Raw genomic sequence first — 14875 nt, 5'->3', positions numbered from 1 at the left:
GCGGCGCGCCGCCGTCGATCAGCGTGATGCCCTCGTCGCTCTGGTCGCTCATCGGCTGTCCCCCGCAGGCGCCTTCTCGCCCAGCGCGGCGACGGCTGCCGCGAAGGCATCGCCGCGCGCCTCGAAATCCCGGAACTGATCGAAGGATGCGCAGGCCGGCGATAGCAGCACGACATCACCAGCCTGCGCGCGAGCAGCCGCTTCCGCAACGGCAGTGACCAGCAGCTCGCATTCGGTCACGGGGACATCGGCCTCGCCCAGCAGCCGGGCGAACAGCGGCCCGGCCTCGCCGATCGTGTAGGCATGGGCGACGTTGGGAAGACCGGCGGCGCACTCGTCCAGCGATTCGCTCTTGGCGAGGCCGCCCAATATCCAGTGGATGCGCGGCCGCCCCCCGATCGCGGGCCAGGCGGCCAGCGCCGGCGCGGTCGAGGCGGCATTGGTCGCCTTGCTGTCGTTCACGTAGAGCACGCCGTCGATCTCCGCCACGCGCTGCATGCGGTGCGGCAGACTGGCATAGCTTTCGAGCGCGGCGCCGACATTCGCGTCGGAAATCCCGAGCGCTTGCGCCACCATGACCGCGACCGCGACATTCTGCGCGTTGTGCGGCCCCTGCAGGGCGGGCCAGCGGGCCTGCATCGCGGGATCGACGGATGCCGCCGAAACGCGCCGGACGCGCGGGAGCCCTGCCGCCACGCCGCGCGTCACATCGTCGTCGACCGCGATGATGGCGGTGTGATCGGGCGACTGCATGCCGAACAGACGCACCTTGGACGCCACATAGGCATCGAAATCGGCATAGCGATCGAGATGATCGGGCGTGACGTTGAGCAGCACCGCAACGTCGCAGTCGAGCGTGAAGGTGAGGTCGATCTGGTAGCTCGACAGTTCGAGCACATAGACCCCGCCCGCCTTGAGCGGATCCTGCGCGAGGATGGGCAGGCCGATATTGCCGCCCATCCGCGTTGGCAGGCCGGCGACCCGCACGATATGATGGATGAGCGCGGTGGTCGTCGATTTGCCGTTGGTGCCGGTGATGCCGACGACGCGGTGCGGCGGCAAAGTGGGCCGCGCAAGCGCGAACAGCTCGATATCCCCGATGATCGGCACGCCGGCCGCGCGCGCCCGGCATGTGACCGGATGGCGATTGAGCGGCACGCCGGGCGAGACGACCAGCGCGTCCAGCCCATTGAGGTCCATTTCCATGGGATCGCCGAGCACGGCCTTGCCGGCGACCTGCGCGCGCGCGTCTTCCCGCTGGTCCCAGGCGATCACCCAGGCACCGCTTGCCGCCAGCGCGTCCACCGTCGCCAGCCCGGAGCGGGCGAGACCGAGGACGGCATAGCGCTTGCCGGCAAAGGCGTCCGAGACGATCATCGCAGCTTCAGCGTGGAGAGGCCCGCCAGCGCGAGCACGAAGGAAATGATCCAGAAGCGGATGACGACAGTCGATTCCGCCCAGCCGAGCTGCTCGAAATGATGGTGGATCGGCGCCATGCGGAACACGCGCTTGCCGGTGCGCTTGTAGAAGAACACCTGGATGATGACGGACAGCGCCTCGATCACGAACAGGCCGCCGATCACTGCCAGCACGATCTCGTGATGCGCGACGACGGCGATCACGCCGATCGTGCCACCGAGCGCAAGGCTGCCGGTGTCGCCCATGAACACGGCCGCCGGCGGCGCGTTGAACCACAGGAAGGCCAGCCCGGCGCCGACGATCGCGCCGCACAGGATGACCAGATCGCCCGCGCCCGGCACATGCGGAATACCGAGATAGGCAGCATAGTCCGCGCGCCCGACCAGATAGGCGATGAGCATGAAGGCCATGCAGGCGACGATCACCGGCATGGAGGCGAGGCCGTCCAGCCCGTCCGTCAGGTTCACCGCATTGCCGAAGGAGACGATCACGAAAGCGCCGAAGAGATAGTAGAGCGGCCCGAGATCGATCGCGCCGCCGCTCCAGAAGGGCAGATAGAGCATCGTGCCGTTGTGCCGCACGATCAGCCAGGTCGCGAGGCCGGCAATGGCGAACTCGGCGAGCAGCCGCATGCGGGCGGAAAGGCCCTTGTGGCTCGCCTTGGTCACCTTGTCGTAATCGTCCATGAAGCCGATGGCGCCGAAGCCCAACGTCACCAGCAGGCAGGCCCACAGATAGATGGACGCGACGTTCATCCACAGCAGCACGGAAAGCACCAGCGCGGTGAGGATCATCAGCCCGCCCATGGTGGGCGTGCCGCGCTTGGCGAGATGCGTCTGCGGTCCGTCGTCGCGGATCGGCTGCCCCTTGCCCTGCCGCACGCGCAGCCAGCCGATGAAACGCGGGCCGATGATGAGGCCGATCAGCAGCGCCGTGATGATGGCGGCGCCGGCACGGAACGTCAGGTAGCGGATCAGGTTGAGCACGCCGGGGAAATTGAGCTGCTCGGCAAGCCAGTAGATCATGCCGCCACCTCTTCCGCCGCGAGCCGGTCGACCAGGCGGGAGAGCCCGATGCTGTTCGACCCCTTGACGAGGATCACGTCGCCGCCGCGCAGGCGGCCGGGCAGCAGGTCGAGCACGTCCGTCACATCCTTCGCCCGCTCCACGGGCACATCGCCGGCCAGCGCATCGGCCAGCGGCGCCATCTCGTCACCCACCAGCACGGCAAGGCTGACGCCGGCCGCCCGCACCGCATCGGCGAGGCCCCGGTGCAGGCTCTCGGACAGCGCGCCCAGTTCCTTCATCGCGCCCAGCACGGCGATGCGCCGTTCGCCTCGCTCCTCGCCGAGCTGCGCCAGCGTCGCGGCCATGGAGGCGGGATTGGCATTGTAGGATTCATCGATCAGCAGCGCCTCGCCGCCATCGGCCGTGCGCAGCGTGCGGCGCGCGCCACGCCCCGGCAGGCCGTTCATTTCGGCGAGCGCCAGCCCGGCCTGGGCGAGATCGCCACCGACCGCTTCCACGGCCGCCAGCACCGCCAGCGCATTGCTCACCCAGTGGCGGCCGGGCATGCCGACCGTGAAGCTGAGGCGCGCGGTGCGCAACTGGGCCGTCACCAGCGTGCCGCCGCGTGCAGAGGGGGCTTCCTCCACCACGCGCACGTCCGCGCCGGCGCGCAGACCGAACGTGACGATCCGCGCGGCATGGCGGGCAGCGACATTGTAGAGCCGGCTGGCATGTGGCGAATCGGCCGGGATGATGGCAGTGCCGTCGCTCGTCAGCCCCTCGAAGATTTCGGCCTTGGCATCGGCGATCTTCTCCTCGCTGCCGAAATACTCGATGTGCGCCGGCGCGATGGTCGTGACGATCGCCACATGCGGGCGAACCATGCGGCTGAGCGCCCGCAGCTCGCCTTCGTGGTTCATGCCCATCTCGAAGACGCCATAGCGCGTCGTCGCCGGCATCCGCGCGAGGCTGAGCGGGACGCCGACATGATTGTTGTAGCTCTTGAGAGAGCGGTGCGCGCCGCCGAAGCTCATCCGGTCGAAGGCACGGTAGAGCGCTTCCTTGGTGCCGGTCTTGCCGGCCGATCCGGTGACGCCGATGATGCGCGCGCCCGTGCGACGGCGCGATGCCCGGCCCAGATCCTCAAGGCCGCGCGCGGCGTCCGCCACCTTGACGAAGGGGCCGTTCACCTCACGCTCGACCAGCAGGCCGCCCGCTCCGGCCGCCAGCGCCATGGGAATGAAGTCATGCCCGTCGGCATGCTCGCCCCGCAGCGCGACAAACAGGTCGCCGGGCGCCACCTCGCGGCTGTCGAAGGCCACGCCGGTCACGTCGAAGGACGAGTTAGCCGTCCCGCCAGTCGCTTCGGCGATCGCCTCGGATGTCCACAAGGGCGTCATGCGGCGCATTCCCGTGCGACCGTGACGTCGTCGAATGGCAGCACCCTGTCGCCGATGATCTGCCCCTGTTCATGGCCCTTGCCGGCGAGCAGGACGATGTCGTCCGGCCCCGCTTCCGCGATGGCGGCGGCAATGGCGGCACGGCGCCCGCCGATCTCGCGCGCGTCCGGCGCACCGGCCATGATCGCGGCGCGAATGACCTGCGGTTCCTCGCTGCGCGGATTGTCGTCGGTCACGATCACCATGTCGCTGAGTTCGCTGGCCACGCGCCCCATCAGCGGCCGCTTGCCCGCGTCCCGGTCGCCGCCGGCCCCGAACAGCGTGATGAGCCGCCCCCGTGTGTGCGGCCGCAGCGCCTCGATCGCGGCGCGCAGGCCATCGGGCGTGTGGGCATAATCGACATAGACCGGCGCGCCGACGCGCGTGATGACCGCGCGTTCCAGCCGTCCCCGCACCGGCTGCACCCGCGCGAGCAGGCCCAGCACCTCCTTGAGCGCGCCGCCCGTCGCCAGCACCAGCCCCGTGGCGGTCAGCGCGTTGGCGGCCTGATAGGCGCCGATCAGCGGCAGCTCCACCTTGTGCGTCGCGCCTTCCGCCTCGATCAGCAGCGTCTGGCCGAGCTGGGTCGGCGTGCGGCCGGCGAGGCGCAGCGTCTCGCCCTTCGTGCCGACCGTGACGACCCGCAGGCCGCGCGCGCGCGCATGCTCGATCACCGCGCCCGAGCGCTCGTCGTCCGCCCAGACCACTGCCGTCCCGTCGGGCGCCACGACCTCGTCGAACAGGCGCATCTTCGCGGCGAAATAATGCTCCATGGTGCCGTGATAATCGAGATGATCGCGGCTCAGATTGGTGAAGGCGCCGGCGGCGACGCGCAAGCCCTCGCTGCGGAACTGCGCCAGACCGTGGCTCGACGCCTCATAAGCAACATGGCTGATGCCTTCCCTGGCGAGGCCAGCCATGTTGGAAAGAAATGTCACGATGTCCGGCGTGGTGAGGCCGGTCGACACCTGATCGACCGAGGTGGTGACGCCCAGCGTGCCGATGGACGCGGACTTGTGCCCGAGCATCCGCCAGAGCTGGCGCGTGAGTTCCACCGTCGATGTCTTGCCGTTGGTGCCGGTCACCCCCACCACCGTCTCGGGATAAGGCGCATAATAACGCGCGGCGAGCGCGGCGAACAGGCGGCGCGGATCCTCGTCGGCGATGTGGACGGCACCCTCGACCTTCGCTTCGGGCCGCGCGACGACCGCGATCGCCCCGGCCGCGACGGCCGCGGGGATGAAGTCCTCGCCGTTCAGCCGCGCGCCCCGGAACGCGCCGAAAATGGTGCCGGGCGCCACCTTGCGATGATCGATGGCGAAGCCGCTCACCGCCGCGTCGCCCGCAGCGGACTCGAGGTCGGGAAGAAAGGTCGAGAGACGCATCATTCGGCCTCCTTGTCCCCTTCGACCAGCGGCATCAACTCGGAAATGTCGACGTCCCGGTTGGCTTCGGGATAGACGCCGAGGAGTGGCCCCACACGTGAGACGAACGCCTTGACGACCGGCGCCGCAGTATAGGCCGCGGTGCGGATGCCGGGATAACGGGCACTGCCCTGGGGCTCGTCCATCATCACCACGACGACATAGCGCGGGTCTTCCATCGGGAAGGCGGAGGCAAAGGTCGAGACCAGCGAGCGGCGGGCATAGCCGCCGTCCTTGGGCTTCTCGGCCGTGCCGGTCTTGCCACCGACGCGATAGCCGGCGGCGTCGGCATTGCGGCCGGTGCCGGTCTGCACGATCATGCGCAGCAACTGGCGCATCCGGGCGCTGGTCGCCTCGCTGAACACGCGGCGCGAATCGATCTTCTCGCCCGGCGCGCGACGGATCACCGTTGCGGGATGCCACATGCCGCCATTGACCAGCGCGGCATAAGCACTGGCGAGATGCATCGGCGTCACCGCGATGCCATGGCCATAAGCCGTGGTCATGATCGTGGTGCGATACCATTTGGTGGGGAACAGCGTGCCGGCCTGCTCACGGAGCTGGACGCTGGCGGGCCGGTCGAACTCCAGCGAGCGATAGGCGCGCTCCAGCGGCGCCTGCCCCATCTCGTCGGCGATGCGGGCCGTGACGATATTGCTGGAATGGACAAGCGCCTCGGGCACGGTGAGCCAGCGGCCGAGCGGATGATCGTCCTTGATGGTGAAGCGGCCGACGGGCAGCGGCGCGGTCGCGTCATAACGCTTGGTCATGCTCACGATCACGCCCGCGTCCATGGCGATGGCGAAGGAGAGCGGCTTGAAGGTGGAGCCCAGCTCGTAGCGCGCCTGCACCACGCGGTTGCAGCGCGGCGACATGTCGCAAGTGATGCGGCCGGGGCGCAGCTTGCCGTCGGCGCCCATGACCGGCGGCGGCGCCGGCACGGGATCGATCCGGTTGGGATTGAACGTGGGAAGGGAGGCCATGGCGACCACTTCACCATTGCGCGCATCGAGCACGAGGCCGACCGCGCCCTTGGCCCGCTGGTCCTCCATGCCGCGCGTCAGCTCGTCCTCCAGCGCTGCCTGTACCCGCGTGTCGATGGAGAGCTGGAGCGGCTTGCCGCGCATCTGCGCGTCGAGCAGGCGATTGTCGAAAGCCCGTTCCACGCCCATCGCGCCATGTCCGTCCCGATCGACGAAACCGACCAGATGCGCCGCGAGCGTGCGCTGCGGATAGAGCCGCTCGGGCTCGCGGGGGAACTCGATGCCGATCTCGCCCAGCGCATTCACCGCGGCGACCTCGCGCGGCAGGGCGCGCGTGCGCAGATAGTTCCACTGGCTGCCCGAGGTCAGCTTCTTGTAGAAATAGCCGACCGTCTGGTCGGGGAAGATCTCGTGCAGCTTCACGGCCAGCTCGCGGGGGTCGCCAAGCAGCCTGTCACGGCGCACCGCGATCGCATAGCCGTCGATGTCGCGCGCCAGCGGGACGCCGTTGCGGTCGACGATGTCGGCGCGGCGCGGCACGGGCAGCGGGCTGATCGACCGCTCATGCTGCACGCCGGCGTCCACGCCCATCCATGCCATGCGCACCGTCATCACGCCGGTGATCGCCACGAAGATGAGCAGCACCAGCATGAGACGGCCATGCGCAACGGAGACGAGATCGACGGCCTTGCCGTGATTGGGGCGCGGCTCCGGCTGCGCGAGGATGGTTGCCATCAGCGCACCTTGCCCTCGCCGCTGGCGAAGGCCGTGCCCCCGAGCAGCTTCTCGTCCAGCAGCGCGAGGCGTGCCGTCTTGCGCGCGGCAGGGTCAGGCCGGACGGCGGCCTTGTCGGTCCGCTTTGGCAGCGGCCTGGTGTCGGCGAGGTTGACGCGTCCGGGCACCGGCTCGGCAGCCGATGCGGTGCGGATCAGCGCGAACTCCGAAGGGGCACGCACCTCTGTGCTGGGCTTGCGCGGCGCGGCGGCGGCCAGCTCGACGGGCGCCGCCTCATCCTGCTTCGCCATGGCGACCATCACCGGCGGCGGCGCGTAGCCGTCCCCCACCGGCGCCATGCCTTCCAGATTGGCGAGCGCGCGCTCGTCGGGCAGATACTGGCCCGGGCCCGGCACGTAGAGGCGCAGGTCGTTCTGGTTCCAGGCCGTGAGCTGGCGCAGGCTCGCGCGCGCGCCGAACTCCGCCTCCAGATAGCGAATCTCCGAGCGCGTCCAGCGGATCTGGTCGATGAGGTGATGAACCGCGTTCCGCTCGGTCGCGACGCGCAGGCTGATCAGATAAGCGGCGAGCGCGCCCATCGCGACGACGAGAATCCACATGATGCTTTGCAGGCGCTTGATGGCGATCATGAGTCTGCTCCCTGTCGAGAGATGCGGGCGGGGGCTGCGGTGCGCACGGCACTGCGAAGCGTGGCGGAGCGCGCGCGCGGATTGGCGGCGATTTCCGCTTCGCCGGGGCGCACGGCGCGGGCGGGCTTGCGGAAGGTGGGGGCCTGCGCGGCGCGGGTCTCCGGCCGGTGGCGCGAACCGGCGCCTTCCTGACCGCTGCGCGCGCGCAGGAAATTCTTGACGATACGGTCCTCGAGACTGTGGAACGTGACGATGGCGAGGCGACCGCCGGGCTTCAGCACAGCCTCGGCCGCGTCCAGCCCGCGCTCCAGCGCGTCCAGCTCGCCGTTCAGATGAATGCGGATCGCCTGGAAGGTGCGCGTCGCCGGGTCGGTCTTGTCACCGGGCCGCCGCCCGATCGCGCGGTGCACGGCGCCGACAAGATCGCCGACGGTCGCCAGCGGCCGCGCGGCGACGATAGCGCGGGCGATCCGGCGCGACTGGCGCTCCTCGCCATAGGTGTAGAGGATGTCGGCCAGCACGGTCTCGTCCACCCGGTTCAGGAATTCAGCGGCCGTCTCGCCGGACTGGTTCATCCGCATGTCCAGAGGGGCATCGGGAAAGCGGAAGGCGAAGCCGCGCCGGGGCCGGTCGAGCTGCATCGAGGACACGCCGATATCGAGCGTGACGCCGTCCACGGCATCGACGCCTTCATGCGCGAGCAGCCGGTCCATCTCGCCGAAATTGCCCTGCACCAGCCGGATCGCGCCCTCGCTCGCGGCGATGACGGGCTGGCCTTCCGCAATGGCGTCCGGATCCTGATCGATGGCGAAGACGCGCGCGCCGCGCGCCGCCATGGCCGAACTGTACCCGCCGGCACCGAAAGTGCCATCGACATGCCACTCGCCAGGGGCAATGGCGAGCGCGTCGAGCACTTCATCGAGCAGCACGGGGCGGTGCTGCTCGGCCGGCGGGTTCGCGGGGGATGCCGCACTCATGCGCGACCCTCCCGCTTGGAACGAAGCTCCTCGAGGAACATCTCGCATTCCTCGACCGCGAGCGGATTGGTGGGGCTCTCGGCGAGATAGCGCTCGGGATCCCAGATCTGTGCGAAACGGCCGCCACCGACGATGAACACGCCGTCGGTGATGCCGTAGAGGCGGCGGAAGGCGGGCGGCAGGGTGAAGCGCCCGCCCGAATCGATCGTCACGGACTTGATGGTGCTCCAGAAGTCCACGGCAGCCTGGTCGGGATCGAAATCGTCGCCGCGCGTCAGGGCAATCTGCGCGGTTTCGTCAGCCTTTGCCTGAAAGAAATCGACCTGCTTGCTCCCGAACAGCGTGATGCACTTGCGGCGCGGTTCGGCACGAACGAGCATCGATCCGGGCTCGTCGCTATGGGCGTTGAGCACGGAGCGGAAGGAAATAGGCAGCGCAAAGCGCCCCTTCCCATCCAGGGCGCTTGCTCCGTTGCCCATGAAAACCGCCGACGACACCCGCTCAAGGCCTCCCTGCCAGGGCGCAGCGCTTCCCGTTCCGGCAAGCGGGGAAACCGCATGCCGGGCAACAGACTCGCACACACTACGAGCGCCCCTTGACGCTTCCAATTAGCAGGAGACGCCGGGGAACGGAAGGGAGAATCTTGGGAAAACTGGGCTGAGATGGGGGAACTCGCTCCGACTTCACCCCGTATCGATCGATGTTTTTGAAATGTTCCTTCTTTGATCCCTCTTCATTTCTTTCGCCGCGTGGGAACGGCTGGGGCGCCGTGCCACCAGCCCATCCACCAGTGCGAGAAGGAGCAGCAGGAGCAGCGATGCCCGCAGGCCACGCACCAGCGCCTCGCCGCTGGCCAGCCATGTCGTGACCGGATCGGCAGGCGAGTCCCCGCCGCGCAGCCAGCTCTCCAGCACGCGTGGCGCGTCGCTGGTCCACGCCCCGCGATCCCCGGGCCGGTCCGGCGCCAGCGTCCACAGGGCGTCATTGATCCAGTCGGCATCGGCGACGAGCAGCGCCTGCCCCGCGCCGATCCGGCATCGCGCGATCAGCCCGGCCTCATCGGGGACGCATGCCGTGCCTTTCCCATGCCGCTCGAAGCGCCCGGCGCCCGAAAGCTGCAGCAGCGCTCCCGATGCCAGAGGGCGCCGCTCCACGGCATCCGCCGCGCCCGCGCTTTCCGCCATGTCGAGGCGCAGGCCCCAATGCGCGAGCAGCGGATCGAGCAGGCTGGTCAGCGGCGGTCGCGCAGGATGACCGAGCGGCCGGGGATCGTGCCAGTGCAGCAGGGGATCGGCCAGGATCACCGCGTGCCCGCCGGCCCGGACCCAGTCGTCGACTGCCACGAGTTCGTCCGGCGCGAGCGCGCGCGGCTGGGCAAGGAGCAACGTGCCGACCCCGTCGAGCGCGGCGCGGTCCAGCGCGTCGATCGGGCGCAGGGGACCATGCCGCTCCAGCCAAAGCCAGAGCGGCGCGCGCAGTCCCACCGAATCGAGCGAGGGATGGCCGGGCGCGGCCGCCACCGCCGCGCCATGCAGCGGCAAAGCTGTCATGACGCCCACCGGCCCGACCGCACCCCTTGCGCCACCCGCGCCGCCAAGCGCGTCGGCAAGAGAGGGTAAGGCGATCGCCGGAAGGAGAAGCCCGCAGAGCGCCAGCCACCGCGCCTTCCCGGCATTTCGGGCCGCAATCAGTCCTGCCCCTGCCGCCAGCGCCAGCCCGGCCACCAGCAGGACGAGGCCTGCCCATGGCCAGCCGGTGCCGGCGATGATGAAGAGCGCCAGCAGCGGCGCGGCGACGAGGCTCATCGCCCGGCCCGCCCGCAGCCAGCCCGGGCCGCCCGACGTGAACCAGACCAGCAGCAGCACCGCTGCCATGCCCGGCAGCAGCCAGTCCAGCGGATCGAGCCGGCCGGTGCGCAATGCGGACCCGGCAAAGCCGGCCAGCAGCGCACCACCCGGCACCGCCAGCGTCAGCAGGAATGAAGGAAGGACTCGCCGGGGCGAAGCGAGGATTTGCACGGCCGGATCAGCGCGTGGAATTGGTGCGATCGGCGTCCTGGTCCATGCGTTCGCGCAGGCGCGGGTCAGGTTCGAGGTCGGGCACGGCACCGCTCGGCGCGGTGGACTGGGGCGCGGGTGCGGCCGCGCTGTCCGCGGTCGGCGTCACGCCAAGGTCGGCGAGCGGCTCGTTCGCGCTCGGCTGGGCACTGCCGCTGCCATTGGGCACCACGATGCCGATCGCGCTCTCGTCGATCACTACCGGGGTGCCGTTGCTCGACTTGTCTCCCCGCGCGGTCTGCACCACGAGATTGGCAAGGGTGACGATCAACAGGACCGCCGCCAGACCGACAAGACCGATCTGGACACGCTGCAGTTCCTCGCGATGGGCGCGCACTTCGCCTTTTTGAGCCACGCTCAAACTCCCGGTCGGCCAGCCGACGCTACCCAGCGCGGCCGATCCACCCCGAGCCTTAGTTGGACAGCCATGGGAATGGCGTCAACCCCTTCGATTCGAGCCAGTCACGATTGTAGAGAGTCGAGAGATAGCGCAGGCCGGTGTCGCACAGGATGGTGACGACCCGGCTGCCCGGCCCCAGCGCCCGCCCCAGCGCCACCGCGCCCGCGACATTGATGCCCGTGGAAAGGCCCACGCACAGCCCCTCGCCCATCAGCTTTTCCACCCAGTGCAGGCCCTCGGCATCGGAAATGCGGAACTGCGTGTCGATCGGCGCGCCCTCGAGATTGGCGGTGATGCGGCCCTGCCCGATGCCCTCGGCGACCGACGATCCTTCCGCCTTCAGCTCGCCATGGGCATAATAATTATAGAGCGCCGCGCCATGCGGATCGGTGAGCGCGATGGCGATGCGCTCGTCCTTCTCCTTGAGGCCAAGCCCGACGCCCGCGATGGTGCCGCCGGTACCCGCCGCGCAGGTGAACCCGTCGATCCGGCCTTCCATCTGCGCCCAGATCTCTTCGGCCGTGCCGGTGATATGGGCGCGGCGATTGGCGATATTGTCGAACTGGTTGGCCCAGATCGCGTTCGGCGTCTCCTCCGCGATCCGGCGGGAAGTATGCACGAAATGGCCGGGATTGGAGAAGGGCGCGGCCGGCACCAGCACCAGCTCCGCGCCGAGCGCGCGCAGCGTATCCTTCTTCTCCTGGCTCTGCGTCTCGGGCATGACGATGATCGTGCGATAGCCCTTGGCATTGCCAACCAGCGCCAGGCCGATGCCGGTATTGCCCGCCGTGCCCTCGACAATGGTGCCGCCGGGCAGGAGCAGTCCCTTCTCCTCGGCATCCTCGACGATGGAGAGCGCGGCACGGTCCTTCACCGATGCGCCGGGGTTCATGAATTCGCACTTGCCGTAGATCTCGGCGCCGCTTGCCTCCGATGGACCGGCAAGGCGCACGAGCGGCGTGTTGCCGATCAGGGAAAGCGTGTTGCTGTGAAGGGTCATGCGCCCTGACGTAGGATGCCTGCACGCGCACGGCAAGCAAGGAGATTGCGCGCGCCCGCAAGCGCAGATTGGGCGCCTGCTGTCCTCATATGCACCGGTGTTCCCACGGGGCCGCGCCGGCAGGCTTCCCCGGCCGGTTCGCGCTCCGCCCGGCGCACGGCTTTCGGGAAAATTTACGCCGCTTGTGATAGGAAGCGCCATGCCGCCGATCGCCCCTGCCCTACAGAGCTCGCGCGCCCACGCCCTTGCGCCGCGCAGTGGCCTGTCGGTCTGGCGCTGGATCTTGCCGTTCGCGTTCCTGGCGCTGGGCCTGCGGCTCATTCCCATGGCGGCGAGCGAGATCGCGGGAGGCCATGAACCCGCCGGCTCCGGCACCCCGGCCTCCTTCGCACAGCCGGGCGCGACTTTTCCCGGATCGGCCTATTTCTACGCGGAAGGCGCCCTGATGCCGACGGCGGATCAGGCCGCGCGCCGTGTCGACGGCCTGCCCCCGCAATGGCGCGGCAACCGGCACATTCTCGCCATCGATATCGGCGCGCCGCCCGCCCCTCATCGCTTTGCCGGCCGCACCGCGATCGACCGGATGCGCGCCCTCTCCTGCCTCACCAACGCCATCTATTATGAGGGCGCCAACGAGCCGGAGGAAGGACAGCGCGCCATCGCGCAGGTGATCCTCAACCGGGTGCGCCATCCGGACTGGCCGAACAGCGTCTGCGGCGTCGTCTACGAAGGCACGGAGCGGGACGACCTGCGCTGCCAGTTCACCTTCGCCTGCAATGGCGCCATGGCCCGCGCGCCCGAGCCCGGCCGCTGGCTGAGGGCCCGCCGCGTCGCGCAGGCCGCGCTCGGCGGCGCGACCTTCGCGCCCGCCGGCCACGCGACTTTCTATCATGCCATGACGGTGTTTCCCGGCTGGGCGAGCCGGATGCACCCCGTCGCGATCATCGGCGCGCACGTCTTCTACCGCGCGCCGGGCGATGCCGGCCTGCCCACCCGGTTCCGCGCATCCTATGCGGGCATCGAGAGCGTGAACGGACCGGGCGCCAACGCCTATATCGATCCGCGCAAGGCAGCCTTCGCCATGCCGGCCCTGTCCGCTCTGCCGGTCGCCGATACGGTGCCGATGCGCGACCTGGCGCCCCGCTCCCCCAGCGCGGCGCCCGCCTCCCTCCAGCAAGTCCCACAGGAGAGCGCCGCGCGCGGCCTCCCGGAATCGCACATCAAGCGCGAATATCTCGAAAGCGGCCGGTCGCTTCGCTAGGGCTGGCGACAGCCTGTGGGGAAACTACTCTACTTCTGCCAGCGCCTGTTCGCGCGCGCTGCGGCGATCGGTGAACCAGATCGCGATCAGCGCGAGTTCGTAGAGCAGGCACAGCGGGATCGCGAGCATGAGCTGCGAGATCACGTCCGGCGGCGTCAGCACGGCCGCCAGCGCGACCGCCCCGACAATCACGTAGCGGCGCGCACCAGCTAGCTGTGCGCGCGTCACGATGCCGGCCCGGTTGAGCAGCATCACCAGCACCGGCAGCAGGAAGCTGATGCCGAACGCCAGGATGAATTGCATGACGAGGCCGAGATAGCTTTCCATGCTGGGCAGCGCCTCGACATCGAGCCCGCCCGCTTCCCCCTGAAAGTTCAGGAAGAAATGGAAGGCCGTCGGCATCACCAGATAATAAGCGAACGCCGCACCCGAGAAGAACAGCACGGGCGTGGCGAGAAGGAAGGGCAGCAGCGCCCGCTTCTCCTTGGCGTAGAGGCCGGGCGCGATGAAAGCCCAGAGCTGGTTCGCGGTGATCGGGAAGGAAATGAACAGCGCGCCGAAGAGGGCAACCTTCAGCTCCACGAAAAAGGCCTCGTAGAGCTTGGTGTAGACCAGCCGCCCCTGCCCGGGGCCAAAGCTGTCCTTCAGCGGCTGGATCAGAAAACCGAGGATTTCACTGGCGAAATAGTAGCAGATGCCGCCGGAGAGGAACAAGGCCCAGACGCAGACGAGCAGCCGCTTGCGCAGCTCGATCAGATGATCGAGCAACGGGGCCTTGCTTTCGTCGATGTCCATCATGCCGCGGACCCCTTGGGCGGCTCTGTGCCTCCGTCGAGCGGGAGCGAGGGCTGGTCCGTGCCGGCGAGGGATGGCGATGGCGGCACTGCCTCGCCCGGAGGCGACGCGCTCTCAGCGGTGGATGTCCCTTCCGGAGAAGCGCCGGGCGACTCGAGGGCAGGCGCGGGCGCGCCGTCCGCTGCGGAAGCGGACGCGGTCGCGGACGTGCTCATGCCAGGGAGCTGCGTCTCGCGCATGATCCGCTCATTCTCGCGGGCCCATTGCTTTTGCAGCTCTTCCAGTTCCGCCTCGCGGACCATGGCATCGAGGCCCGTGCGGAAATGACGCGCCATGCCGCGCGCTTTCCCGACCACCTGCCCGACCTTGTAGAGCGCGCGCGGCAGATCCTTCGGGCCGATCACGACGATCGCCACGATGATGATCAGCAGCAGCTCGGACGAGCCGATATCAAGCATTGCAGGCGGCCCGCCGTGTCAGCGCGTTGAAATCAGCTATCGAGCTTCTGCTCGTCGCGCGTCGCGGCCTGCTCGCCAGCAGCCACGGGACGCTGCTCGATCCGCTGCGCGGGCTTGGCCGAGGCCGCCGTCTCATCCTCGTCATCGGCGAGCCCCTTCTTGAAGCTCTTGATGCCCTTGGCGACGTCGCCCATCAAACCCGAAATGCGACCGCCGCCGAACAGCAGCACGACGACCAGGACCAGAACGATCCAATGCAGGGGGGAACCGAAACCCATGCGAAATTCTCCT

Annotated in this window: 15 protein-coding genes; 1 reads left to right on the top strand and 14 read right to left on the bottom strand. The window is 69.0% G+C overall.

Annotated elements, in window-relative coordinates:
• Positions 1-48: 48 nt before the first annotated feature.
• The 11 genes from murD to SLG_RS02840 form a co-directional block, all read right to left on the bottom strand.
• On the bottom strand, positions 49-1377 hold the full coding sequence (gene murD / locus SLG_RS02890) for a UDP-N-acetylmuramoyl-L-alanine--D-glutamate ligase (protein WP_014074917.1): 1329 nt from the start codon (positions 1375-1377) through the stop codon (positions 49-51).
• Positions 1374-2444 (bottom strand): phospho-N-acetylmuramoyl-pentapeptide-transferase, encoded by a 1071-nt coding sequence (gene mraY, locus SLG_RS02885; protein WP_014074916.1) that lies wholly within the window; start codon positions 2442-2444, stop codon positions 1374-1376. The genes murD and mraY overlap by 4 nt, the downstream gene beginning before the upstream one ends.
• Positions 2441-3826: a UDP-N-acetylmuramoyl-tripeptide--D-alanyl-D-alanine ligase gene (locus tag SLG_RS02880; protein ID WP_014074915.1), complete on the bottom strand. Its 1386-nt coding sequence runs from the start codon at positions 3824-3826 to the stop codon at positions 2441-2443. Before SLG_RS02880 ends, mraY begins: the two co-directional genes overlap by 4 nt.
• On the bottom strand, positions 3823-5250 hold the full coding sequence (locus SLG_RS02875; RefSeq protein ID WP_041392469.1) for a UDP-N-acetylmuramoyl-L-alanyl-D-glutamate--2,6-diaminopimelate ligase: 1428 nt from the start codon (positions 5248-5250) through the stop codon (positions 3823-3825). Before SLG_RS02875 ends, SLG_RS02880 begins: the two co-directional genes overlap by 4 nt.
• The gene (locus tag SLG_RS02870) at positions 5250-7007 is read right to left on the bottom strand and encodes a peptidoglycan D,D-transpeptidase FtsI family protein (RefSeq protein WP_014074913.1); all 1758 of its coding nucleotides are present in this window, start codon (positions 7005-7007) and stop codon (positions 5250-5252) included. The genes SLG_RS02875 and SLG_RS02870 overlap by 1 nt, the downstream gene beginning before the upstream one ends.
• Positions 7007-7636 (bottom strand): hypothetical protein, encoded by a 630-nt coding sequence (locus SLG_RS02865; protein WP_014074912.1) that lies wholly within the window; start codon positions 7634-7636, stop codon positions 7007-7009. Before SLG_RS02865 ends, SLG_RS02870 begins: the two co-directional genes overlap by 1 nt.
• The gene (gene rsmH / locus SLG_RS02860) at positions 7633-8613 is read right to left on the bottom strand and encodes a 16S rRNA (cytosine(1402)-N(4))-methyltransferase RsmH (protein ID WP_014074911.1); all 981 of its coding nucleotides are present in this window, start codon (positions 8611-8613) and stop codon (positions 7633-7635) included. Before rsmH ends, SLG_RS02865 begins: the two co-directional genes overlap by 4 nt.
• Positions 8610-9092, bottom strand: a complete 483-nt coding sequence (locus SLG_RS02855; protein WP_041391689.1) for a division/cell wall cluster transcriptional repressor MraZ — start codon at positions 9090-9092, stop codon at positions 8610-8612. The genes rsmH and SLG_RS02855 overlap by 4 nt, the downstream gene beginning before the upstream one ends.
• 204 nt (positions 9093-9296) lie before the next feature.
• Entirely contained in the window at positions 9297-10631 is a 1335-nt protein-coding gene (locus tag SLG_RS20200) for a DUF4350 domain-containing protein (RefSeq protein ID WP_014074909.1), read from the bottom strand.
• A 7-nt stretch (positions 10632-10638) separates the two neighbouring features.
• Complete coding sequence (locus SLG_RS02845; RefSeq protein ID WP_014074908.1) at positions 10639-11025, bottom strand: hypothetical protein; 387 nt, start codon at positions 11023-11025, stop codon at positions 10639-10641.
• 58 nt (positions 11026-11083) lie between these two features.
• The gene (locus SLG_RS02840) at positions 11084-12070 is read right to left on the bottom strand and encodes a cysteine synthase A (RefSeq protein ID WP_014074907.1); all 987 of its coding nucleotides are present in this window, start codon (positions 12068-12070) and stop codon (positions 11084-11086) included.
• Positions 12071-12269: 199 nt separating this feature from the next.
• On the opposite strand from SLG_RS02840, the gene SLG_RS02835 reads away from it, so the two are divergent.
• Entirely contained in the window at positions 12270-13331 is a 1062-nt protein-coding gene (locus SLG_RS02835; protein WP_014074906.1) for a cell wall hydrolase, read from the top strand.
• Between the two features lie 24 nt (positions 13332-13355).
• On the opposite strand, the gene tatC is transcribed toward SLG_RS02835, so the two are convergent.
• The 3 genes from tatC to SLG_RS02820 are packed head-to-tail and all read right to left on the bottom strand — an operon-like array spanning position 13356 to position 14862.
• Entirely contained in the window at positions 13356-14129 is a 774-nt protein-coding gene (tatC, locus tag SLG_RS02830; RefSeq protein ID WP_014074905.1) for a twin-arginine translocase subunit TatC, read from the bottom strand.
• Complete coding sequence (gene tatB / locus SLG_RS02825) at positions 14126-14584, bottom strand: Sec-independent protein translocase protein TatB (RefSeq protein WP_014074904.1); 459 nt, start codon at positions 14582-14584, stop codon at positions 14126-14128. The genes tatC and tatB overlap by 4 nt, the downstream gene beginning before the upstream one ends.
• 32 nt (positions 14585-14616) lie before the next feature.
• Entirely contained in the window at positions 14617-14862 is a 246-nt protein-coding gene (locus SLG_RS02820; RefSeq protein ID WP_014074903.1) for a twin-arginine translocase TatA/TatE family subunit, read from the bottom strand.
• Between the last annotated feature and the right edge of the window lie 13 nt (positions 14863-14875).

This window comes from Sphingobium sp. SYK-6 (assembly GCF_000283515.1).
Taxonomy (GTDB): Bacteria; Pseudomonadota; Alphaproteobacteria; order Sphingomonadales; family Sphingomonadaceae; genus Sphingobium; species Sphingobium lignivorans.
Note: the sequence above shows the minus strand (reverse complement) of the source record. Positions and strands in the feature narration are given on the sequence as shown.

Bases quoted from the DNA above. Each gene is read 5' to 3' on its own strand.
- SLG_RS02840 (WP_014074907.1), bottom strand. From the start codon at position 12,070: ATGACCCTTCACAGCAACACGCTTTCCCTGATCGGCAACACGCCGCTC.
- SLG_RS02835 (WP_014074906.1), top strand. From the start codon at position 12,270: ATGCCGCCGATCGCCCCTGCCCTACAGAGCTCGCGCGCCCACGCCCTT.
- SLG_RS02875 (WP_041392469.1), bottom strand. From the start codon at position 5,250: ATGCGTCTCTCGACCTTTCTTCCCGACCTCGAGTCCGCTGCGGGCGAC.
- SLG_RS02870 (WP_014074913.1), bottom strand. From the start codon at position 7,007: ATGGCAACCATCCTCGCGCAGCCGGAGCCGCGCCCCAATCACGGCAAG.
- SLG_RS02820 (WP_014074903.1), bottom strand. From the start codon at position 14,862: ATGGGTTTCGGTTCCCCCCTGCATTGGATCGTTCTGGTCCTGGTCGTC.
- tatC (WP_014074905.1), bottom strand. From the start codon at position 14,129: ATGATGGACATCGACGAAAGCAAGGCCCCGTTGCTCGATCATCTGATC.
- tatB (WP_014074904.1), bottom strand. From the start codon at position 14,584: ATGCTTGATATCGGCTCGTCCGAGCTGCTGCTGATCATCATCGTGGCG.
- SLG_RS02855 (WP_041391689.1), bottom strand. From the start codon at position 9,092: ATGGGCAACGGAGCAAGCGCCCTGGATGGGAAGGGGCGCTTTGCGCTG.
- SLG_RS02880 (WP_014074915.1), bottom strand. From the start codon at position 3,826: ATGACGCCCTTGTGGACATCCGAGGCGATCGCCGAAGCGACTGGCGGG.
- SLG_RS02865 (WP_014074912.1), bottom strand. From the start codon at position 7,636: ATGATCGCCATCAAGCGCCTGCAAAGCATCATGTGGATTCTCGTCGTC.
- rsmH (WP_014074911.1), bottom strand. From the start codon at position 8,613: ATGAGTGCGGCATCCCCCGCGAACCCGCCGGCCGAGCAGCACCGCCCC.
- murD (WP_014074917.1), bottom strand. From the start codon at position 1,377: ATGATCGTCTCGGACGCCTTTGCCGGCAAGCGCTATGCCGTCCTCGGT.
- mraY (WP_014074916.1), bottom strand. From the start codon at position 2,444: ATGATCTACTGGCTTGCCGAGCAGCTCAATTTCCCCGGCGTGCTCAAC.